General features: G+C 65.9%; 17 protein-coding genes. 7 read left to right on the forward strand and 10 right to left on the reverse strand.

Annotated features, from left to right (window positions below; genetic code table 11):
- Nucleotide 1: 1 nt before the first annotated feature.
- From Q8M13_RS20105 to lptC, 5 genes are all read right to left on the reverse strand, one after another.
- Nucleotides 2-1,027, reverse strand: coding sequence for an NAD(P)-dependent oxidoreductase (locus Q8M13_RS20105; protein ID WP_305302022.1), 1,026 nt, complete (start codon nt 1,025-1,027; stop codon nt 2-4).
- 2 nt (nt 1,028-1,029) lie between these two features.
- Nucleotides 1,030-2,739, reverse strand: coding sequence for a fatty acyl-AMP ligase (locus Q8M13_RS20110; protein WP_305302023.1), 1,710 nt, complete (start codon nt 2,737-2,739; stop codon nt 1,030-1,032).
- 46 nt (nt 2,740-2,785) lie between these two features.
- Complete coding sequence (locus Q8M13_RS20115; protein WP_305302024.1) at nt 2,786-4,105, reverse strand: lipopolysaccharide biosynthesis protein; 1,320 nt, start codon at nt 4,103-4,105, stop codon at nt 2,786-2,788.
- Nucleotides 4,102-5,244 carry a glycerophosphotransferase gene (locus tag Q8M13_RS20120; protein ID WP_305302025.1) on the reverse strand — a complete coding sequence of 381 codons (1,143 nt, stop codon included), beginning with the start codon at nt 5,242-5,244 and terminating at the stop codon, nt 4,102-4,104. The genes Q8M13_RS20115 and Q8M13_RS20120 overlap by 4 nt, the downstream gene beginning before the upstream one ends.
- A 76-nt stretch (nt 5,245-5,320) precedes the next feature.
- Entirely contained in the window at nt 5,321-5,932 is a 612-nt protein-coding gene (gene lptC / locus Q8M13_RS20125) for an LPS export ABC transporter periplasmic protein LptC (protein ID WP_305302027.1), read from the reverse strand.
- A 535-nt stretch (nt 5,933-6,467) separates the two neighbouring features.
- Here lptC and Q8M13_RS20130 point away from each other — a divergent pair.
- On the forward strand, nt 6,468-7,871 hold the full coding sequence (locus tag Q8M13_RS20130; protein ID WP_305302028.1) for an amidohydrolase family protein: 1,404 nt from the start codon (nt 6,468-6,470) through the stop codon (nt 7,869-7,871).
- Nucleotides 7,872-7,972: 101 nt separating this feature from the next.
- Nucleotides 7,973-8,794 carry a class I SAM-dependent methyltransferase gene (locus tag Q8M13_RS20135; protein ID WP_305302030.1) on the forward strand — a complete coding sequence of 274 codons (822 nt, stop codon included), beginning with the start codon at nt 7,973-7,975 and terminating at the stop codon, nt 8,792-8,794.
- 51 nt (nt 8,795-8,845) lie between these two features.
- Here the strand turns inward: Q8M13_RS20135 and Q8M13_RS20140 are convergent, their stop codons facing one another.
- From Q8M13_RS20140 to Q8M13_RS20150, 3 genes are all read right to left on the reverse strand, one after another.
- On the reverse strand, nt 8,846-9,238 hold the full coding sequence (locus Q8M13_RS20140; RefSeq protein WP_305302032.1) for a DUF3597 family protein: 393 nt from the start codon (nt 9,236-9,238) through the stop codon (nt 8,846-8,848).
- A gap of 61 nt (nt 9,239-9,299) precedes the next feature.
- Nucleotides 9,300-12,020, reverse strand: coding sequence for a TonB-dependent receptor (locus Q8M13_RS20145; protein ID WP_305302034.1), 2,721 nt, complete (start codon nt 12,018-12,020; stop codon nt 9,300-9,302).
- A 176-nt stretch (nt 12,021-12,196) separates the two neighbouring features.
- A complete protein-coding gene (locus Q8M13_RS20150; protein ID WP_305302035.1) occupies nt 12,197-13,393 on the reverse strand; it encodes a Xaa-Pro peptidase family protein in 1,197 nt (398 codons plus the stop codon).
- Between the two features lie 65 nt (nt 13,394-13,458).
- On the opposite strand from Q8M13_RS20150, the gene Q8M13_RS20155 reads away from it, so the two are divergent.
- The 4 genes from Q8M13_RS20155 (at nt 13,459) to Q8M13_RS20170 (ending at nt 18,053) form a co-directional block, all read left to right on the forward strand.
- On the forward strand, nt 13,459-13,953 hold the full coding sequence (locus Q8M13_RS20155; RefSeq protein ID WP_305302036.1) for a GAF domain-containing protein: 495 nt from the start codon (nt 13,459-13,461) through the stop codon (nt 13,951-13,953).
- Nucleotides 13,954-14,031: 78 nt separating this feature from the next.
- Nucleotides 14,032-15,204 carry an acetyl-CoA C-acetyltransferase gene (locus tag Q8M13_RS20160; RefSeq protein WP_305302038.1) on the forward strand — a complete coding sequence of 391 codons (1,173 nt, stop codon included), beginning with the start codon at nt 14,032-14,034 and terminating at the stop codon, nt 15,202-15,204.
- Nucleotides 15,205-15,217: 13 nt separating this feature from the next.
- Nucleotides 15,218-15,910: an SDR family NAD(P)-dependent oxidoreductase gene (locus Q8M13_RS20165; RefSeq protein WP_305302039.1), complete on the forward strand. Its 693-nt coding sequence runs from the start codon at nt 15,218-15,220 to the stop codon at nt 15,908-15,910.
- Between the two features lie 118 nt (nt 15,911-16,028).
- Nucleotides 16,029-18,053, forward strand: a complete 2,025-nt coding sequence (locus Q8M13_RS20170) for a TonB-dependent siderophore receptor (RefSeq protein ID WP_305302040.1) — start codon at nt 16,029-16,031, stop codon at nt 18,051-18,053.
- A gap of 7 nt (nt 18,054-18,060) precedes the next feature.
- On the opposite strand, the gene Q8M13_RS20175 is transcribed toward Q8M13_RS20170, so the two are convergent.
- Both Q8M13_RS20175 and Q8M13_RS20180 read right to left on the reverse strand, forming a co-directional pair.
- Entirely contained in the window at nt 18,061-19,362 is a 1,302-nt protein-coding gene (locus Q8M13_RS20175; protein WP_305302042.1) for a sorbosone dehydrogenase family protein, read from the reverse strand.
- 183 nt (nt 19,363-19,545) lie between these two features.
- On the reverse strand, nt 19,546-19,701 hold the full coding sequence (locus Q8M13_RS20180) for a hypothetical protein (RefSeq protein WP_305302043.1): 156 nt from the start codon (nt 19,699-19,701) through the stop codon (nt 19,546-19,548).
- A 283-nt stretch (nt 19,702-19,984) separates the two neighbouring features.
- On the opposite strand from Q8M13_RS20180, the gene Q8M13_RS20185 reads away from it, so the two are divergent.
- A complete protein-coding gene (locus Q8M13_RS20185) occupies nt 19,985-20,242 on the forward strand; it encodes a hypothetical protein (RefSeq protein WP_305302044.1) in 258 nt (85 codons plus the stop codon).

A 20,242-nucleotide genomic window follows, 5' to 3' on the forward strand; every position in this document is an offset into this window, starting at 1 on the left:
ATTAGCGATACGTCCCCCTCGAACGATCATCCGCGAACGTCGCATATTTGGCGTCGTCCGCCGAGTAGGTCAGCTGCATCTTTTCGCTGATTATCGTTGAGTTGCCAAAGTTGACGCCACCGGACCTATAGCCCCGGGCGCTTTGTAGGAAGCCGTCTGCGAGATCGTAGCTGGCGGCTGGAAGTTCAATAGGTTGCTCGTGCGGCGCGATCGACCAGTCCGCGTGCGTTATCTCTCGCACCTTGGCGGACGTGATCATCGGAGCGGGGCCCGAACGGGGCGCCAGTTGCGCCGCGGCTGCGGCGATCGAGAGCGCAAACCCTGGAATTTCAAGGAGTAGGGGCGATCTGCCGAACACGCCAGCCGCGGTCTGCATGACCTCGCGCCAGCTGTATCCGCCTGGCCTCTGGTCTGAAAGACTGACCGTGAGCGGCGCATTCAGCTGAGCCATAGCGGCGATCTGCCGCGCCGCGTCCTGCACATGCATCATGGCGATTCGCGCCCTTGGATCGAGCAGCGGCAGCACCGGGCTGGAGGCGGCGAGCTTGAATAGCGGCAGCGTCTCGGGGTCGTCCGGACCGTAGAGGGCGGGGGGACGGACAATAGTGATTCGGTCGCCCAGCACGGTGCGGGCCGCGTCTTCGCCGCCGCGTTTGCTCGCTGCGTAGTCCGAAAGGGTCGGTTCGCGCGCGGTCAAGCTGGAGACCAGCAGCATGCGCCCGGTGGTCCGTTCGGCCACCCGGCGGGCGCCCTCGACATTGACGGCGTTGAACGCCTCGGCTGTCCAGGCCTTGGTCAGGCCAGCGCAGTGGACGACAAGATCGGCGTCGCGGGACAAGCGGTCCAGGGCGCCAGCGTCGGCGAGATCGCCCAGGACGACCTCAACCTCCAAGTCGCGCCAGAGCGGGTGAATGACATCTCGTCTTGCGAGAATTCGAACCGTCCACCCGCTAGTGGCGAGCTCGCGGACGAGGTGGCGACCGAGGAAGCCGGTGGCTCCCGTCACCGCCACCAGGCCGGCGGCCATGACTAGACGGTCGCCCTCTCGCCCAGCTCGGCGAGATAGGCGGCCTTGGCCCGCGAGCGGCTGAGCTTGCCCGATGAGGTCTGGGGCAGGGCGTGGCCGCCGACCAGCTTCACCTGGGGTTCGACGCTGTGGCGCAGCCGCAGCAGGTCGGTGACTTCCTGGATCAGACGCTCGCGGACCTCCGGGTCGCTGCTGCGGCACTGGACCAGCACGATCACCGCTTCCTCGCCATCGGTCGGCGCCGAGAAGGCCGCTACGTCACCGCTGCGCAGGCCCGCGATCTCGGCCTCGGCCGTCCATTCCAGGTCCTGCGGCCAGATATTTCGGCCGTTCAGGATGATCAGGTCTTTGCTGCGACCGGTCAGGACGATCTGGCCATCGGAGAGGTAGCCGATGTCGCCGGTGTCCAGCCAGCCATCGGCAGACAGCACGTGACTGGTCGCCTCAGGCTGCTCGAAATAGCCCACCATCAGGCTCGGGCCGCGCGCGAATACCCGGCCGACCTGGCGTTCAGGCAGGACTTCGCCTCGGTCGTCACGAATCTGCAGTTCGTGGCCGGGCAGGGGCGGGCCGTTGCGGGCGAAATCGCGGGTGCGAGGCGACTGGGGCGCTTCGACCGCCAGACCGTCCTTCTCCAGGCGCTCGACGTCCAGGGTCTCGGCGATCAGGCCCTCGCCCAGCGGGGCCATGGCGAGCGCGAGCGTCGCCTCGGCCATGCCGTAGCTGGCGACGAAGGCGGTGGGCGAGAAGCCAGCGGCGGCGAACCGCTCGGCGAAGTCCTTGAGCGGCTTGGTGCGGATCATGTCGCCGCCAAGCCCGGCGACGCGCCAGCCGGAGAGGTCGAGGTGGTTCAGCGCCGCGTTCTCCCCGCGCCGGGCGCAGAGCTCATAGCCGAAGGTCGGGCTGTAGGAGATCGTCGCACCATTGCGACCGATCAGGTCGAGCCAGAGCAGTGGGCGTCGCACAAAGGCGCCGGTCGGCATCAGGTCGACGGACATCTGCGCGGACAGCGGGCTGAGCAGGAACCCGACGAGACCCATGTCGTGATAGAGCGGCAGCCACGAGATGGCGCGGTCTTGCGGACGCACCTGCAAGCCGTCGCGGGTGATCGCCGTCGCATTGGCCATCAGGGCGCGGTGGGTGACAAGCACGCCGGTCGGGAAGCGCGTGCTGCCCGAGGAAAACTGCAGATAGCAGGGACCGTCGGGTGCGATGACCGGCAGGTCCAGGCCCTGCGAGGCGGGAAGCTCAGCCAGCGGCCCGGCGAAGGTGAGGTCCTGGCCCTCTGCGATCTCTTTCAGCCAGGCGTCCATCGAGGCCGGGCCCAGCAGGGCGCTGGCCTTGGCCGACTGTAACATGCGGCGGATCTGGTCGAGATAGACGGCGCGGCCGCCGAGCGGCGCGGGCAGAGGCAAGGGCGCCGGCGTGACGCCCGCATACTGGCAGGCGAAGAAGGCGCGGACGAAGTCGGCGTCGGTTTCGGCGATCAGCCCCACACGGTCGCCGGGCGACAAGCCGGCGGCCAGGAGACGCTCGGCGATCTCACGGGCGGCGACCCGCAACTCGCGGTAAGGCAAGGCTTCGGCGAGCTCGCCGCGCAGCCCATAGAGATTGACGCCCGTATCGCCCTTGGCGGCGAAATCCAGCGCCTCCACGAGCGTGGAGAAGTCGGCCAATCGAATGGCGCGGTCGGGCGCGGTGGGCGTAATCATGACAGGTCGGCTTTCGCCCGCTTCCGGCTGGTAACGCAAGAGTTTACTACGCGCGGCGCGATGGGTCTTTAGGCCGCATCACTCGCCACAGGCTCCAGAACATTCCGAGCGCCGTGGCCAGGGAGGCGCCCACCAGGGCCGCGCCGGCGCCCGGAAGCCCATATGTGTTCACGATCGGCGAGAGGGCGGCCAGGAAGATTGCGGCCACGACCAGGCGGACCTGAAGCACCGCGCCTGGCCTGCCCATCGAGACCAGCATCGGCTCCAGCGGCAAGGCCCAGACCCCGATGACCGCCGCGCCGACCTGCCAGACCATGGTGTTCGAGGCGTTGGCGAAGTCCTTGCCCATCACCAGGGCCAGCAGCGGTTCTCCGGCGAAGATCGCTACGAGCAGCAGCAGGGTGGCGAACCCGCCGCCGATCACGCCGACGCGAACCGCGAGCCGCTGCATCACCGCCTCGCCGCCGGACGCGCGTAACTTGGCGAGCTCTGGATACATCGCCGGAATAAGCAGCCGCGCCGGTTTGGCCATGGCGTCGGCGATCTGGCGCGCCACCCGCCACAGCCCGGCCTCGGTGGGACCAAGCAGGGCGCCCACCGCCAGGGTGGCGACATGGGTGAAGGCGACCTCGACGCTGGCGCTGGCGTTGGTGGCGACGGCGAAGCGCCAGGCGCCGGGCATGCCGGCCGTTAGCGGCCCTGACCAGGAGAAGCCTGAGATCAGATCGCGGCGACGCAGCTCTTGCCAGGCGATGACGCTGACATAGATGAGGCCGGCCAGGGTGCCGGCGCCCCACACCAGCAGGAAGAAGGAAACCGGCGCGTCGATGACGAACCCAACGGCGCCGCCGATCAGCCTGATCAGTGAGCTGATCGCGGCCTGCACTGATAACAGGCCGAAGCGGTCGAACAGGCGCAGCAGCCCGATCTGGGTCGCGGGAACCATGAAGGCGATGGTGATCGCATAGAGCGCGGCCGGGCCGGCCATGCCTTGAGGCATGCCGAGCAGCGACCCGAACAGCAGTACTCCGACCACACCGATGGCGACGCCGGCGACCGCGCTGGCGACGTCGAGGACAAGGCCAAAGCGTATGACTCGTTGGAAGTCGGCGCGCCGACCTTCGGCCAGGGGCGCTGGGCCGAACTGCAGCACGGTTTGCCACGATTGGAACCGCGCCACGTCGCCGATGAATTGGGCGAAGGTGTTGATCAGGACCAGGACGCCGAAGTTCGCTACCCCCAGGCTGCGCGCAGCCAGCGCCATGTAACCCAAGCTGATCACGGCGTTGAGCGTGCGCCCGCCGAGCAGCATTCCGGCATTGGCCAGCACCCGGCCAAGCAGGCCGGCCGGAGAGGTCGCGGTCATGGAACGGGACGCCCGCCCAGCCGGACGGCGATGGCTTCGGCCGCTCTTAGCGAAGATGACCGCGGTTGCAGGTCGAAGCTCGAGGCGAAGCCGGCCTGCTGCTCGGCCAGATAGTCGCCATGGCTTGCGATCGCCGTGGCGACCGCATCCGGCAGGGCCTCGACATTGTCCAGCACCGGGCCGTAGCGCCAATGCCGATAGCTTTCGTCGGCGGCCCAGTCGACGCCATGGGCGTTGAGGAAGATCGCCGGCTTCGGCGTGCGCAGGAACTCGTAGATCTGGCTGCTGACGTCGCCCAGATAGACATCGGCCACGCGGGTATAGGTCATGTCGATGGCGGCCGGTCCGCCCAGGTCGATATGGATACGCGGATGGTCGGCGAAACGGTTCACGGGACCCACGTCAGGGGCGCCGGCCTGGTCGAACAGTCTCACGTGCGGGGCGAAGATCAGATTGTAGCGGTCGTCGGCGGCGAACCGCTCCAACACCTGGGCTCCCCATCGCGGCCATGAACTCAGTTTCGGGTCGAAGTGCGGATTGTAGAGCACGATCGGCCGCTGGTCGGTGAAGGGGTTCTTCGGCTTCGGCGACAGGGCCTCGACGATGTCGAACTTCGGATAGCCGACCATTGCGCAGTTTTCGGGCGCCACCAGGCCGCTGTCGATCATGCGGTCGCGTTGCTTTGGCCCAGCCGCCATTACCAGATCGAAGAGGCCGAGCCGGGGCTCGAAGGGGCCGCCACGATCACCGGCGCCGTGCTGGGTGTAGACCAGCTTGGTCCGCTTCACGCCCAGTCGCCGCAATAGGGCCGTGGTGCGTTCCGGCGTGACGACCGCGTCGTAACCGGCCAGCAGCCGTGCATTGGCGACCAGCATCGCGGCCTTGGGCGGCGTCGTGGCCCGGCCAGGACGGATGTCGCGCAGCCACTTCGGACCCAGCAGCCGGGTGGTCAGCGGCGCGTCGCCCAACTGCGCCAGCGCCTCGTCGATATAGTCCAGGTGGGCCTGCGAGGTCGCCGCGAGATGGACGTCGAACTGCGGCCAGTTGCGGGCCAGTTCGATGGCGATCGGCAGGCTGTGCAGGATCTGGTGCGTCTGCGCGATATAGAGAAAACAGACCTTGGGCGCGGGCGCGTTCATGACGTGTGCCGATTGGCCCAGTCTTCGCACGACCGCAACGGATCTTTCGTGCCCCGCAAAGCCATGACGGCTTCGTCTAGCGTGGCGGCGGGGTCAGGCGTCCGCTGACGCCGCCCTTGAGGATCAGGCGATCGCCCTTGTTCTCCACCGTGTAGGAGCCCGACTGAACCTGTGCGTCGTCTCGCGCGATCTGCAGGCCGGTTTGGCCGCTGACTACGCCCGTCCGGGTGTCGATATGGGCTTCCTGAGCGGTGAAGCGCGAGCCTGCCCCGTTGTCCATCTTCACCTCGCCAGTCAGGATCAGGGTGTGGTCAGGTTCGTCATAGACGCCGGACTTCGCGGTGGCCTGTTTCATACCGCCGTCGGCGGTGCGGAGCACGATGACGGGGTCGGCGATGACGATCCGCCCTGCGCGCTTTTCGTCTCGCACGCCTTCGCGGCCGGTGATGCTGAATGTACGGCCGTCAGGGTTCGTGCCCGAGAAATGCGGCTTCAGCATCCTGGACACTTGGGCCGGTTCAGCCTCCTGCGTCGGCGCCGACATCATGCTCAGGGCGACTTGAACGATGCAGAGGATCAAGAGAACGCCGGCCGCTACGGGCAGGGCCCAGCGGAGAATCTTGACGTTTTCCAGGCGCCGCTCGCGCTGGCGCTGGGTCCCCGGGACGCTCACGGATCGAAGCAACATTGATCTCGATCTCCTCACCCGTCCTGGCCCGGCGGCCAGGGACTCAAAGCGCCCTTCAGCTCATGGGCCACATATAGGGTCTAGCGGCGGGCGTCTTCGGCACTATCTCACAAGCGTCATTAGTCGCCAGGGATAGAAACAACAGGTCGATCAGAGATGAGGGCAATATCTTCCAACTTCACCGTTCGGCCTGCAGGTGACGTTCAATGCTGAACTTCATTCTGGCCCCGCTTGGCATCCTCCTCATCGGCCTCGGAGCAGTGGGGCTATTCCTGGCCCTGAGAAAGCGGCGCGGGCGCACAGAGCCGGAATTGGCGGAGCCTGACCATACAGCCTCAGGCGATGGGCGGGACTGACGCCCGGCCAGCCGGACTCGCCCAGTAGATGAGCAACTCCTAGTTACGCCTTCAGCGCTTGCCATCGGCTGTGATGGCGGGCCAGATCAGGATGCGTCCCTTGCTGTTCCCGTAAGACAGCGAGGTTCCCACTCGTCGATGACATCCAAATCGCACCAAGGGAAAATGGGAGTTCGCCTGTGGTTTCAATTAGTAAGTCGATTTCAGAGTCGCAATTTTCAACTCGTCGGCCGGCCAAACAAGCTTGGCTGACCTCGCTGGCCCTCGGCGTCGCGATCGCGCTTTGCCTTTTTCAAGCTAGCCGTGCGGCTACGCCGGCCGCTGATGGCGGCGCCACTCTCTTTCAGAATGTCCGCGTCTTCAACGGCAAGAGCGCCACGCTCTCCTCGCCGTCCAATGTGCTGGTCAGGGGCAATCTGATCGAGCGCATCTCGACAAGCCCGATAGCCGCCGATCCGAATGTGCGCGTCATCGCCGGTGGCGGGCGTGTGCTGATGCCAGGGCTAACCGACGCCCACTGGCACGCCATGATGATCCGCGCGACCCCTGCCTTGCTGTTGGGAAGCGACGTTGGGTACACGACGCTGTTGGCGGCGGGCGAGGCGACAGCCACGCTGATGCGCGGCTTCACCACTGTGCGGGACATGGGCGGCCCATCGTTCTCGCTCAAGCGCGCGATCGACGAAGGCGCGCTGCCCGGCCCACGCATCTACCCCTCTGGCGCGATGATCACCGTCACCAGCGGCCATGGCGACTTCCGACAGCTTATCGATCTACCCCGGGCCATGGGCGAACACAGCCGGGTGGAAGAGCTTGGCGGCGCGGCGATCGCCGACAGCCCCGATGAAGTGCGGTTGCGCACGCGGGAACAACTGATGCTGGGCGCCTCGCAGATCAAGCTCACGGCCGGCGGCGGCGTGGCTTCGCCTCACAGCCCGCTGGACGTCGCCACCTTCAACGAGGACGAGCTTCACGCCGCGGTCGAGGCGGCGGCCAACTGGGGCACCTTTGTCTGCACCCACGCCTACACGTCGATCTCGGTGCAGCGGTCCATCGCCGCCGGTGTGAAGTGCATCGAGCATGCGCACCTGATCGACGAGCCTACGGCCCGTCTGATCGCCGAAAAAGGCGTCTGGCTGAGCACCCAGCCCTTTGTGGACATTGGCGGCGCAGCCGCGCTGGGTCCGGCCGAACAGGCGCAGATGCGCCAGGTCGTGGCGGGCACCGACCGGGTCTACAACTTGGCCCGGAAGTACAAGATCAAGACCGCGTTCGGGACTGACATCCTGTTTTCGCAAGCGCTGGCCGAGCGACAGGGCCAGGGCCTTGTTGATCTGACCCGTTGGTATACGCCGGCCGAGGCTCTGATCATGGCCACCTCCACCAACGCCGAGCTCTTCGCCATGACCGGCCTGCGTAACCCCTATCCCGGCAAGCTCGGGGTCGTGGAAGAGGGCGCGTTCGCCGACCTGTTGCTGGTTGATGGCAATCCGCTTGAGGACATCAAGGTGGTCGCGGACCCGGCGAAGAACTTCCTGATCATCATGAAGGACGGCAAGATCTACAAGGACGCGCTGAACTGACCTTCCGGCTTTTCGCGGGCAGGCCTCGCCCTGGGCGGGGCTTGTCAGCGAAAGCCATCCCAGCTCTTCTGCGGCCCGATTTTGCTCGCAGGGAGGCGACGATGACGCTGCAGACTCAGAAGGTCTGGAACGATCCCGAATACCTGCGGGCCGAGCAGTATCGAGACTCGTCAAACCTCGCGGCGCGGGCGAACCTTCACACCAAGTACGGGCGCGGCGACTGGTTCGCCTGGGTGGCCCAGCAGCCGGCATGGCCCGCTGCGGGCCAGGTCCTGGAGCTTGGCTGTGGCGCAGGCTGGTTCTGGACAAACGCCCTCGAACACGTCCCTCCGGGCTTGGAACTCACGCTGACCGACTTGTCGCCCGGCATGGTCGCCGAGACCGTGGCGCGGGTGCGCGGACTGTCCACCTGGGCTGCCGAAGGAGAGGCGGTCGACGCCTCGGCCCTACCGTTCGCCGCGGCCAGCTACGACGTCGTCCAGGCGCTGCACATGCTCTATCACCTGCCCGATCCGGCCAGGGGCGTGGATGAGATCGTCCGTGTCCTGCGACCTGGAGGTCTGGCCGTGATCGCCACGAACGGCCGCGACACCATGTCGGAACTGTTCGCTCTGAACGCGGCGGTGTTCGGCGGCTCCGCGCGGGATGAGACCATCGACGCGTTCAGCTTGGAGAAGGCCGAACTGATCCTGAGCGAGCGGTTCGCCGAAGTGGAGCTGCGGCTCTATCCGGACACGCTGCGGATCACCGACCCGGCCGATGTCTATGGCTACCACACCTCAAGCCCGCCTGGAGACGCCGCTACGCCAGAGCAGCAGGCGGCGCTGCGGCGGGTAATCGACGAGGCGTTCGCCAGGGGCGGGGGAGCGTTGACGGTGACCAAGTCGGTGGGCGTGTTCCTCTGCAGGAAAGCCGCCGACTGATCGCCCAATAGAAAGCGCGCCGGCCTTGCGACCGGCGCGCCCTTCGTAGACCTAGTCGCGCAGGCTGGCCGGCACCACGCCGCCATTTTTGGCAAGGGCGACCCACACCGCTTTTTGCAGGGCGATGTTCTGTTCGGCGCTGCCGTGCGGGCCAGCGGCGACGCCAAGCTCGGCGGCGAGTTCCTTGCGAGCCTCGAGGCTGGAATCCAGGTCCAGCATCTTCAGAAGGTCGACGATAGAGGTCCGCCAATTGCCGCCGCCGCCTTTTTGAACGGCGAGTTCAACAAGCACGACCTCGACATCCACCGGCTCGGGCGGAGGCGGAGGCGGGGGCGGCGCGGCGGCTGTGGGAGCGGCCGTCGGCGCAGGAGCCGGGGCCGCTGGCGCGGCCGCAGGCTTCTTGCGGTGGAGAATTTTGTCCATGATCGAGCTGAAAATGCCCATACGCCCGGCTCCCTTGTTTGCTGGTCCCAATTTAAAGCTCGGCCTTGGATCAGGTTCCCGGTCAGAAACCTTTGGTGATCGCTATGCCGTAGAGACGCGGATCAAGTAGGAAAACGCTGCGGGTCGCGCCCAGGTTCTCGTCATTGATGTCGAAGCCGACGATCGTGTTGTCGTCCATCAGGTTTTTCACGAACAACTGGACGTTCAGGTCGATGTCCGCATTGGCGAAAATCAGGCTGGCGTTGATGTTCTCCCAGGCCTCGATGCGGTCAAAGAACGCATTGTTGTACCGCATGTAGCTCTCCGACTGGCGGTAGTAGTCGCCGCGCAGGGTGGCGTTCCAGCCGTTCGGCAATTCCCACCGATACTGGGCGCCCAGCGAGACGGTCCATTCCGGGGCGTTGGGCAGTTCATTGCCCGACAGATCCTGGATCACCCCTTCGCCTGCGCCGCTGGCGAAGCGTGAGACGTTGGGGCCGTAGTTGTAGACGCCGCTGACCAGCGCGTTCGCCGTCGCCGCCGGCACGCCGGCGCCGATCAACCGCCCTCCGATGGTCGAGCCGGTCATGCTGGGACCCGCGCAGGCCAGGTTAGCCAATAGGGCTGGACCGCCAGACACCCGCAGGAGGTTGGCGACACCGGCGGCGTTCAGAATGCAGCCGCCATTGGTCGAGTTGGCGTAGATGTAGCTTGCATCGCCCTGGGCACGGTTGAAGGTGTCGACGACTTTGCCCTCCTCAATCTCGGTGTGGAGGTAGCCGATGTTGGCGTTGAGCCGCAGGTTGTTGATCGGCTCCCAGATCGATTCCAGTTCGGCGCCGTAGATCTCCGCGTCGATATTCTCGTTGTAGACCGAGCGGTTCACGCTGCGGCCGATCTGGTAGCCCTGGTACTTGTAGTAGAACCCGGTGAGGTTCAGCAGCAGTCGCCCGTCGGCCAGGGTGTTCTTCGTGCCGATCTCGTAGGCGTTGACGAACTCAGGCTCGTAGGTCGGGTTGAGGCCGAGCGCCACGACGCCGGGCGGGTTGAAGCCGCCGCCCTTGTAGCCCTTCGAATACGACGCATAGACCAGGGTCTGCTCGGTGAAGCTCAGATCGGGCGACCAGTCGACGTTCAGCCGTCCGGTGGTTTCCTGGAACTCAACGCTCTGAGGCACGGTGAAGTTGGGGCCTCGGCCCGGGGTGAACAGGGTCGAACCGCTGCCGCGGGTCCACTTTTCATCGTCGGTGTAGCGCAGGCCGAGCGTGACCCTCAGGTCGTCGGTCGCCTGCCAATAGACCTCGCCGAACGCCGCCTTGGACTTCAGCTCGTACTCGCTCAGGCTGACGAAATAGTTGTGGCCGGTGAAGTCGGGTTCGCGCAGCGGATCGACATAGGCGGCGGGCTGAACCACCCGGACCGCCGCGGTCGCCGCGTTGGTGGCGACATAGGTGATGCTGCTGGCCTTGTAGTCGATATAGATCCCGCCGACGTTGAAGTTGATCGCGCCGTCGAAGTTCGACTGCAGCCGCAGTTCCTGGCTCCATTGTTCATTGTGGGCTGTGCCGCCGCTCTCGCTCATCAGGCGGTCGGTCAGCCCAAGCTGCGGATCGTTCAGAGTTCCAGTCGGCGTGAACGGGGTGATCCCGAACGGCACCGACGAGTATCCACCGGTCGAGTCGCCGCGCGAGTAGCTTTCGTTCTCGTTGTAACTGGTGAGCGATGTAGCGGTGAGGGTGGGGGTGACGTCCCACTCCAGGTTCAGGGTGTAGATGTCGGTGCGCGGCCGATAGATCGGCCGGCCATAGACTTCGACTTCGCGCAGGTCGCGCGAGATGGTCTTGCCGGCGAAGGCGTCGGTCGCTTGCAGCCCGATCTGCCGGGCGATGATGCCGGTGAAGGTCGAGAGCTGATTGGTCGTCCCATAGACGTCCTGCCCGTAGACCGAGGCGGGTAGGCATCCCTGGGTGAACGCCGCCTGGGCTGCTCCTGTCGGTACGCCGCCGACGCTGGTGAGGCCGATGTCCTTGGCGCAGAGCTGCTTGCGCGCGCCGCGCGTGTCATCCTCTGAGAAGGTGTCCCACAGCAGGAAGCCGCGGAAGTTCTCGCTCGGCGTGAAGCCCAGGGTGACGCGGCCGGCCCAGATCTGCCGGTCATCGACGTCCTGACCGTTCAGGGTGTTGCTGGTGTAGCCGCTGCGCTGAAGCGCAAAGCCGGCCAACCGCAACTGGAACATGTCGCCCAGCGGCACATTGATGAACCCCTGGTACTTCAGGCTGTCGAAATTGCCGAACTCGGCGGTGATCGAGGCGTCGAAGGTGTCGATCGGCTTGTTGGTGATGACGTTGACCACGCCGCCGGTGGCGTTGCGGCCGAACAGCGTGCCCTGCGGTCCGCGCAGCACCTCGACCCGCTCGACATCATAGAACTCGGCGTCGGCCAGCCGGTTGGAGGTCAGCGGCACGTTGTTGTGGTGCACGCCCACCCCGTCGTCGCCGCCGGTCGAGACCAGTTGCGCCCCGACCCCGCGGATCTGGAAATTGGTGCGCAGCGAGCGCCGGGTGAAGGTGAGGTTGGGGACGGACTGGACCAAGTCGCCGGCGGTGTCGATGCCCTTGGCGCGCAGCGCTTCCTCGCTGAAGGCCGAGACCGCGATCGGCACGTCCTGGACCGACTCCTCGCGTTTGGTGGCGGTGACGATCAGTTCTTCGATCAGCGGGCCGCCGCTCGAAGACTGAGCCCATGCGGGTGTGGAGCAGGCAAGCGCGAGCACGGACGCAGAAGCCAACAAGGCCTTGGTCATTCTTCCCTCCCTGGCCCCCGATTATTGGCGGGGGTCTTGTTGATGACGGTCCTCGTCAAGCGGGACCGTTCAGGGGGAAAGCTAGGGTAGTATCTTACGCGGCGTCAAACGACTTGTGATTACAGTATCGCCCGGCCAGGTTGCGACTACGATATTGAGCGAACCGCTGGATGTGATCAGCCGAAGGGCTTTTCTAAGCTTGGCTGTGGTTGCGTGAACCATGCCGCGCCGTCGACCGTCACGTAGAAATGATCTTCCAGCCGCACGCCAAAGGTGTCGGGGATCACGATCATCGGCTCGTTGGAGAAGCACATACCTGGCGCGAGCGGGGTCTTGTCACCGCGCACCAGATAGGGCGCTTCGTGGATCGACAGGCCAATGCCGTGGCCGGTGCGGTGGGGCAGGCCCGGCAGGTCATAGTCGGGGCTCATGCCGCCGGCCACCAACACAGCGCGCGCCACCGCGTCGATCTCTTCGCAAGGCACACCCGGCTTCACGGCCGCGAAGGCGGCGGCCTGAGCCTGTTTTTCCAGGTCCCAGATGCGCCTCTGCTCGGGGGAGGGTTCGCCGAACACATAGGTGCGGGTGATGTCGGAGTTGTAGCCCTGGACCCGGCATCCGGTGTCGATCAACACGATCTCGCCCTCGGACAGGCTTTGTTCGCCTGGCAGGCCGTGCGGATAGGCGCTGGCGACCCCGAACTGCACCGCGCAGAACGAAGACCCGTCGTCGGCCCCCAGCGCCCGGTGTGCTTGGTCGATGAAGCGGCGCACTTCGCCCGTGGTGATGCCGGGAGCCAGGATCTTCGCGGCCCGGCGGTGGACTTCCAGCGTCATGGCCTTGGCCTGGGACATCAGCGCCAATTCGGCCGGCGACTTGATCATTCGGCAGCCGTCCACGACCGGCGCGCCGTCCAGCAGCACTAGGCCGGGGGCGGCCTTGCGGACCCCGTCGAAGACAAAGAACGGCAGGGCGGGATCTATGGCGAGCGTCCGGGCGTCGCCCAGCCCGCGGGCTGTCAGGGCGTAGGGGCTCTCGTGTTCTTCCCAAAGCAGCATCTCAGCCTCGATCGCGATCGAAGCCTCCAGCGATCCGAGCTCGAAGCGTGGGCAGATCATGCGCGGCGTGCCCTCACGCGGCAGGATCATCGCCACCAAACGCTCGGTGGCGCCCCAGCCGACCCCGGTGAAGTAGCGCAGGCTCGGGCCCGCGCCGATGATCAGGGCGTCGGCGCCGATCTGAGCCATCAGTTCGCGGGCATGAGCCAGGCGAGCCTGACGTTCCTGCGCGCTGATCGCCGGAGCGACGTCAGGCCAGGGTTTCAGGTCCGCCAGTTCGGCCTGCGCCGTCGAGCCACCGATGCCATTGGCCATGATCGTCTCCAGGTAAAATTCGCCGCCGCTGGCGGGCGAACATTCGGGTCCGTATATAGCCGGGCATGGCCGAAGCCTTCAACGAACTGACCCTGCCCGCCGAGAAGGCGGAACGCTACGCTACCGTGGCCGAGGAGATCGCCTCGGTGCTCGATGGCGAGCCCAACCTGACCGCGCGCATGGCGACTGTCGCCTCGATGCTGGCGGCCAGTTTCGACACCTTCTTCTGGACCGGCTTCTATGTGGTCGACCCGCAGAAGGAGCGCGAGCTGGTCGTAGGACCTTATCAAGGTACGCTTGGTTGCCTACGCATCGCCTTTGGGCGCGGCGTTTGCGGAACCGCGGCGGCCAGCGGCCAGACCCAACTGGTGCCTGACGTTCACGCTTTTCCCGGCCACATCGCCTGCGACGGCCTTTCGGCGAGCGAGGTGGTGGTCCCAGTTTTTGATAGCGCCGGACAGCTCATCGCCGTGTTCGACGTCGATTCCACGGAGCTGGCCGCGTTCGACGAGGTAGACGCCCAGTGGCTCGAGAAAATCCTGAAGGCGACCTTTTCCTAGGTCGTTGGCTTACGCCGCGTCGCGTACCTAAATTACCTCTCGAAGCGCGATAGACGCGCAAAACTCGGGAGCGGAACAATGGGCGAAGCCTATATCGTCGCAGCGACGCGTACGGCTGGCGGCCGCAAGGGCGGCAAGCTGAAGGATTGGCACCCGGTCGATCTGGGCGCGGCTGTGCTCAACGACCTGATGGACCGAACGGGCGCCGACCCGGCCCTGGTCGAAGACGTGGTCATGGGCTGCGTCGGCCAGGTGGGCGAACAGGCCATCAACGTCGCGCGTAATTCGGTGCTGGCCTCGCGCCTGCCGGAAAGCGTTCCGGGCACCAGCGTCGACCGCCAATGCGGTTCCTCCCAGCAAGCCCTGCACTTCGCCGCGCAGGCGGTGATGAGCGGCACCATGGACGTCGTGATCGCCGCTGGCGTCGAGAGCATGACCCGCGTGCCCATGGGCCTCTCGGCCGCCCTGCCGGCTCAGAACGGCTTTGGCTCCTACATGAGCCCCGGCATCCAGAAGCAGTACCCGAACATCCAGTTCAGCCAGTTCATGGGCGCCGAAATGGTCGCCGAGAAGTACGGCCTGACCAAGGATGAGATCGACGAGTACAGCTACCAGTCGCACCAGCGTGCGATCGCCGCGACCCAGGCCGGGGCCTTTAAGAACGAGATTGTCGGCCTTGAGATCACCGACGCCGAAGGCAATGTGACGATCCACACGATCGACGAAGGCATCCGCTTCGACGCCAGTCTCGACGGCATCAAGGCCGTGAAGCTGCTGCGGGAGGGCGGCCGCCTGACCGCCGCCTCGTCCAGCCAGATCTGCGACGGCGCCTCGGGCGTGATGGTCGTGTCGGAAAAGGGCCTGAAGGAACTGGGCGTCAAGCCGCTGGCCCGCATCCACCACCTGTCGCTGCTCGGTCACGACCCGGTGATCATGCTGGAAGCCCCGATCCCGGCGACCGAGCGCGCCCTGAAGAAGGCGGGCATGAGCGTGAACGACATCGACCTGTTTGAAGTCAACGAAGCCTTCGGTTCGGTCCCGGTCGCCTTCATTAAGACGCTGAAGGCCGATCCGGCCCGGGTGAACGCCAATGGCGGCGCCATCGCGCTCGGCCACCCGCTTGGCGCCTCGGGCACCAAGCTGATGACCACTCTGCTGAACGGCCTGGAACAGCGTGGCGGCCGCTACGGCTTGCAGACGATGTGCGAGGGCGGTGGTATGGCCAACGTCACCATCGTCGAACGACTCTAAGACAGGACTTGCCATGACCGGACGCATCTTCGCTATCACAGGTGCGTCCGGAGTTCTGGGCTCGGCGGTGGCCAAGGCCGCCGCCGAACGCGGGGCGCGCGTCGCCCTGATCGACTTCGCAGATCATGCCGAGGTGTTGAAGGATTGCGGTCCGGACGCCCTGATGCTGGGCGGCGTGGACCTCACCGATGCGGTGGCCGCCAGCGCGGCTATCGACGCGGTGGCCGACAGGTTCGGCGGCCTGGACGCCCTGATCAATGTGGCCGGCGGCTTCAAGTGGGAGACGCTGGAGAACAGCCTGATGGCCGGTTGGCATCGGCTCTTCTTGATGAACGTCCAAACCGCCGCCAATTCCAGCCGAGCAGCTATTCCGTATCTCCGGCGCAGCGCCGCAGGCCGGATCGTCAATATCGGCGCCAATGGCGCGCTGAAGGCCGCGGCCGGCATGGGGCCCTATGCGGCGTCCAAGGCCGGCGTTCACGCCTTGACCGAAAGCCTGGCCGAGGAACTGAAGGCTGACGGAATAACGGTCAACGCGGTCCTGCCCTCGATCATCGATACCCCTACCAATCGCGCGGACATGCCCAAGGCCGACTTTGCATCCTGGGTGTCTCCCAGCGAGCTCGCGGCGGCGATCCTGTTCCTGGCGTCCGAAGAGGCCAGCGCGATAACTGGCGCGCTGTTGCCGGTGACCGGCCGGGTCTAGGCGCTGTAGCGTCGGCGCCTCACGGGCGGGCCAATTTCGCTCAGCCCACGAACCTTTTCTCGCCTTCGGTATGCAATCCCGCCTAACCTTGGCCGCAAGGGGAGGGGAGCCCCGAGTAATGAAGATGGCCTTTGCCGCCGCGTTAGCGGTGACGTTCGTATCAAGCTTGGCCGTCGCCCAGGAACAGCCCGCCGCAGCCGTCGGCGTGATCGCCTATCCGCCGGCCTTCTTTGCCGAGATGGGGCCATCGACGGCTCTCGACATGGTGCAGCGCCTGCCGGGTTTCTCCTTCGACAAGGGCGCGGTGGTGCGCGGCCTGGCGGGCGCGAGTGGCAATGTGCTGATCGACGGCGAGCCGCCGGTTTCCAAGAACGACACCCTGGAAGAGATCCTCAAGCGCATCCCTCACGGATCGGTCGCAAGGATCGACGTGATCCGGGGCGGCGCGCCCGGCGTTGATATGCAGGGGCGGACCGTCATCGCCAACGTGGTCCGCAAGCAGGGCGCTGGCGCGCGCGGCGCCGCGAGCTTCTCGACCCAGCCGCTCTATGACGGGCGGGTCCTCAATGCGTTTCGCGCCGAGGGGCAATGGCGTTGGGACGGCAAGCTCGTTGAACTCTCCATGGTGAACGGCAAGGGGCCGGACGACACGCTCGGCGACGGGCCGCGTGTCCGCTACGGACCGAACGGCAAGCCCATCATCGTCTCCGATGTGGACGCCGACAGCCAGGGGCTGCGGGAATGGGTGACGGGGGCCTTCGAAACGCCGATGGCGCGTGGCCGGCTGCGGCTGAACGGCGCCTATATGAAAACCACCTCGACCTCGGAGATCTATGATCGCCTGAGCGTCCCAGGCCCGGCGCTGGAATACGAATACATCACGCCGGATCGTCTCCAGGCCGAACTTGGCGGGCGCTTCGTGCGGACCTTCGGCGCGACCTCGCTGGAGGCGCTGGCCTTCCAGCAGTGGAACAATCTCGACACCAAGGCGCGGTTCGAGTCGGCGGCCGTCGACCGGCTGTTCCACAGCGACAAGCAGGTTACCGAAACGGTCGGCCGGGTGAACCTGCGCCGGCGGATATCGAGCGACCTTGCGTTGGAAGCTGGCGTCGAGGGCGCCTTCAACGCTCTGGACAGCAACACGACCCTGATCGTCAACGGCTTCAAGGTGGTGGTGCCGGCCGCCGATGTGCGGGTGGAGGAGGCGCGGGCCGAGCCCTATGTCGTGGCGACCTGGCGGCCGAGCACGGACCTGACGATCGAGGGCGCGCTCCGGCAGGAGGTGTCGAAGATCACCTCAACCGGCGACGTCAATCTTGAGAAATCACTCAGCTTCACCAAGCCAAGGCTCGCGGTGACCTGGGCGCCCAGCCCGCTGAACCAGTGGCGAGGGCGTCTGGAGCGCGAGGTCAGCCAGCTCAATTTCGATGACTTTGTCGCCTCTTCCTCGGTGGCCAGCACTGGGGTGCTGATCGCCGGCAATCCCGATCTTTCGCCGCAGCAGGCCTGGGTGATCGAGGGCGCCTATGAGCGCAGGTTCTGGACCTCGGGCGCGGCGGTGCTGACGCTGCGCCACTATGAGCTGACCGATGTGATCGACCGCGCGCCCATTCGCGTCGGTCTGGTCGTCGCCGACGGTCCCGCCAATATCGGCGATGGGACTAAGGACGAGGTCGCGGTAAGTCTCTCGGCGCCGCTCGACCGGCTGCTGCTGAAGCGCGCCACCATCAAGGGCCAGGCGACGTGGCGGCGCTCGGAGGTGATCGATCCGACCACGGGGGACGCGCGCGAGATTTCCGGCCTGCATCCCGTCGATTGGGAGCTTCACTTCACCCAGGACCTGCCGGCGCTGAAGGCCAATTGGGGGATCGACGTCCTCGGTGGTTTCCGTGAGAGCTATTATCGCCTGACCGAGATCGAGACGCGCAAGCTCGAAGCCTTCGCCACGGTCTACGCCGAGGTGAAGCCGAGGCCCGATCTGATCCTGCGGGTGGAGTTGCAGAACGTCACCGGCCGCGACGTGCAGCGTATCCGTGAGGTCTATCTGGGGCCGCGTGACCTCGGCGTGCTCGCCTATACCGACGTCCGGAACCTGGAATGGGGACGCTGCCTGTTCGTGCGCCTGCGCAAGACCTTCGGCTGACGCTCAGTTAGCGTGTGGGCGCCACACGCCATACCGCCTTGCCGACATCATCGGCGACCAGCAAAGCGCCGGTCTTGTCCACCACCACGCCGACCGGGCGGCCCTGAGCCTCGTCCCTGGTGTTCAGGAAGCCGGTCAGGAACACCTCGGGCGGGCCGCTTGGCTTGCCGCCTGCGAACGGGACGAAGACGACGCGATAGCCGCTGGGCGGGCGGCGATTCCAGGATCCGTGCTGCCCGACGAAGGCCCCGCCCTTATAGCGCTCCGGGAACAGGTCGGAGCGGTAGAAGGTGAGGCCTAGCGAGGCTGTGTGGGGACCCAGCGCGTAGTCCGGGGCGCGCGCCTTGGCGACCAGATCCGGCCGTGCCGGCTTCACCCGGCTGTCCACGTGTTGGCCGTAATAGCTATAGGGCCAGCCGAAGAAGTCGCCGTCGCGCACGCTGGTCATGTAGTCGGGGACCAGGTCGTCGCCGAGCATGTCGCGCTCGTTGACCGCGGTCCAGATCAAGCCGGTGGCGGGTTCAAAGTCCAGGCCGTTCGGATTGCGCAGGCCCGATGCGAACACGCGCGCTGGCCCGGCGGGGAGTGGGTATTGGACGATGGCTGCGCGGCCGGCCTCGGCCTCGATACCATTCTCGCCGACGTTCGAGTTCGACCCCACGGTGGCGTAGAGTTTCGAGCCGTCGGGGCTGGCCACCACGTTCTTGGTCCAGTGATGGTTGATCGGACCGCCGGGCAGATCAAACACCTTCACGCCCGCGCCCTGAACGCTCGTCTGCCCGTCGACATAGGGGAAGCTGACCACGCCGTTGTCATTGGCGACATAGAGCTTGCCGCCGGCCAAGGTCATGCCGAAGGGGCGCTGCAAGCCCTCGGCGAAGGTCGTGCGCATCTCGGCCACGCCGTCGCCGTCGGCGTCGCGCAGCAGCAGGATGCGGTTGGGGCTCTGCTGGATCGCGCCCGCCTTTTTCTGCAGCAGATTGGCGACGTATCCCTGGATGCCGCCGCCGGACGAGGCCTCGGACGAGGCCTCGGAGACCAGCACGTCGCCGTTGGGCAGCACCAACAACCAGCGCGGATGGGCGAGGTCGCCGGCGAACCGGCTCACGGTGAACCCCTGCGGCGCTGTTGGCTGTGCACCCGCCGGCCAGCCGACCGCCTGGCGTGCGTTGAGCGTTGGGATCGGGCTGGTCTTCGGCTCAGGCAGGACGGGCTTTGGCCCAAACCCCGCGAACGGCTCGGGCGAGCCCTGAGTGCAGGCGGCAAGGCTAATGGCGGCGAGGCCGCAAGCGGTGAAGAGCGATCGCATGTGGGACTCCTGATCCGAGCCTGAACGTGCGGCTGGACCGCAGGATGCCTGGGCTTGGCTAATCGCCTCCAGACAAAATCTGACGAACTTCATCTGTAGCCTAGGCTACGCCTCGCAGGCCGATATCTTCCCTAGGCTTCCAAGGCTGGCTTTCGAAGATGCCTGCGAGTTGCTTTGAGCCGGCTAGCGGCCGGCGACAAGGCGGATCAGTCCATACCAGACCAGCAGGTTCACCAGCAGGGCGAGCAGCAGCCGCCAGTTGAATATCCAGCCGCCGCCAGAGCGCGCGCGGGCGATCGCGCGCCGCAGAGGGCCAGTGACGAACGGCAAGCGGGACATCTCTGTGTTTCCTCGCTGCGATCATTGAGTGGCGTCGGAATACAGTGAAGCTTCGCACACGCCTAACGCCACGTCTTGATGTTACGCATTCCACCGCGACTTGGCCGGCGCCACTCTGGGATGCACGAGGCTGCCGGCGAGATCGCGTGTTGGATCGCCAGATGCAGCCCACGAAATGGGCGCCCTGCCTACGGTTCGGGGTCCCGGCTTGCGGAGCGTTGACTTCGTCCAGGTTTCGCTGAGGCTTGAGGAAGCAGATCAAGCGTTACCTTGTGAGGGATCAATGGTCGCCGACAATTATGCCTATTCACTTGCTCAGGACGAACTTGGCTGGCGGTGGAGAGTCTATGACGAAGACGGCGAAGTTGTTGGCGCTGGCCGCAAGGCGACTCAGGGCGCGGCCGAGATCGAAATAAAGCGCACTATCGCGGTGGTGTTTGCTGCGGGCATGGCAAGCCGCACCTTGGAGGTGAGGCGCCTGATCGATCCGCCAAGCGTTGGCGCCGGCGCCGCGATCGGCGTGTTCGCCGCCGATCGCTAG

The sequence above is a fragment of the Phenylobacterium sp. genome (genome assembly GCF_030681155.1).
GTDB lineage: Bacteria > Pseudomonadota > Alphaproteobacteria > Caulobacterales > Caulobacteraceae > Phenylobacterium.

What these genes read in the sequence shown, in the direction of transcription:
- Q8M13_RS20105 (WP_305302022.1), bottom strand. Translation starts at nt 1,027, where the DNA reads ATGGCCGCCGGCCTGGTGGCGGTGACGGGAGCCACCGGCTTCCTCGGT.
- Q8M13_RS20110 (WP_305302023.1), bottom strand. Translation starts at nt 2,739, where the DNA reads ATGATTACGCCCACCGCGCCCGACCGCGCCATTCGATTGGCCGACTTC.
- Q8M13_RS20115 (WP_305302024.1), bottom strand. Translation starts at nt 4,105, where the DNA reads ATGACCGCGACCTCTCCGGCCGGCCTGCTTGGCCGGGTGCTGGCCAAT.
- Q8M13_RS20120 (WP_305302025.1), bottom strand. Translation starts at nt 5,244, where the DNA reads ATGAACGCGCCCGCGCCCAAGGTCTGTTTTCTCTATATCGCGCAGACG.
- lptC (WP_305302027.1), bottom strand. Translation starts at nt 5,932, where the DNA reads ATGTTGCTTCGATCCGTGAGCGTCCCGGGGACCCAGCGCCAGCGCGAG.
- Q8M13_RS20135 (WP_305302030.1), top strand. Translation starts at nt 7,973, where the DNA reads ATGACGCTGCAGACTCAGAAGGTCTGGAACGATCCCGAATACCTGCGG.
- Q8M13_RS20140 (WP_305302032.1), bottom strand. Translation starts at nt 9,238, where the DNA reads ATGGGCATTTTCAGCTCGATCATGGACAAAATTCTCCACCGCAAGAAG.
- Q8M13_RS20145 (WP_305302034.1), bottom strand. Translation starts at nt 12,020, where the DNA reads ATGACCAAGGCCTTGTTGGCTTCTGCGTCCGTGCTCGCGCTTGCCTGC.
- Q8M13_RS20150 (WP_305302035.1), bottom strand. Translation starts at nt 13,393, where the DNA reads ATGGCCAATGGCATCGGTGGCTCGACGGCGCAGGCCGAACTGGCGGAC.
- Q8M13_RS20155 (WP_305302036.1), top strand. Translation starts at nt 13,459, where the DNA reads ATGGCCGAAGCCTTCAACGAACTGACCCTGCCCGCCGAGAAGGCGGAA.
- Q8M13_RS20160 (WP_305302038.1), top strand. Translation starts at nt 14,032, where the DNA reads ATGGGCGAAGCCTATATCGTCGCAGCGACGCGTACGGCTGGCGGCCGC.
- Q8M13_RS20165 (WP_305302039.1), top strand. Translation starts at nt 15,218, where the DNA reads ATGACCGGACGCATCTTCGCTATCACAGGTGCGTCCGGAGTTCTGGGC.
- Q8M13_RS20170 (WP_305302040.1), top strand. Translation starts at nt 16,029, where the DNA reads ATGAAGATGGCCTTTGCCGCCGCGTTAGCGGTGACGTTCGTATCAAGC.
- Q8M13_RS20175 (WP_305302042.1), bottom strand. Translation starts at nt 19,362, where the DNA reads ATGCGATCGCTCTTCACCGCTTGCGGCCTCGCCGCCATTAGCCTTGCC.
- Q8M13_RS20180 (WP_305302043.1), bottom strand. Translation starts at nt 19,701, where the DNA reads ATGTCCCGCTTGCCGTTCGTCACTGGCCCTCTGCGGCGCGCGATCGCC.
- Q8M13_RS20185 (WP_305302044.1), top strand. Translation starts at nt 19,985, where the DNA reads ATGGTCGCCGACAATTATGCCTATTCACTTGCTCAGGACGAACTTGGC.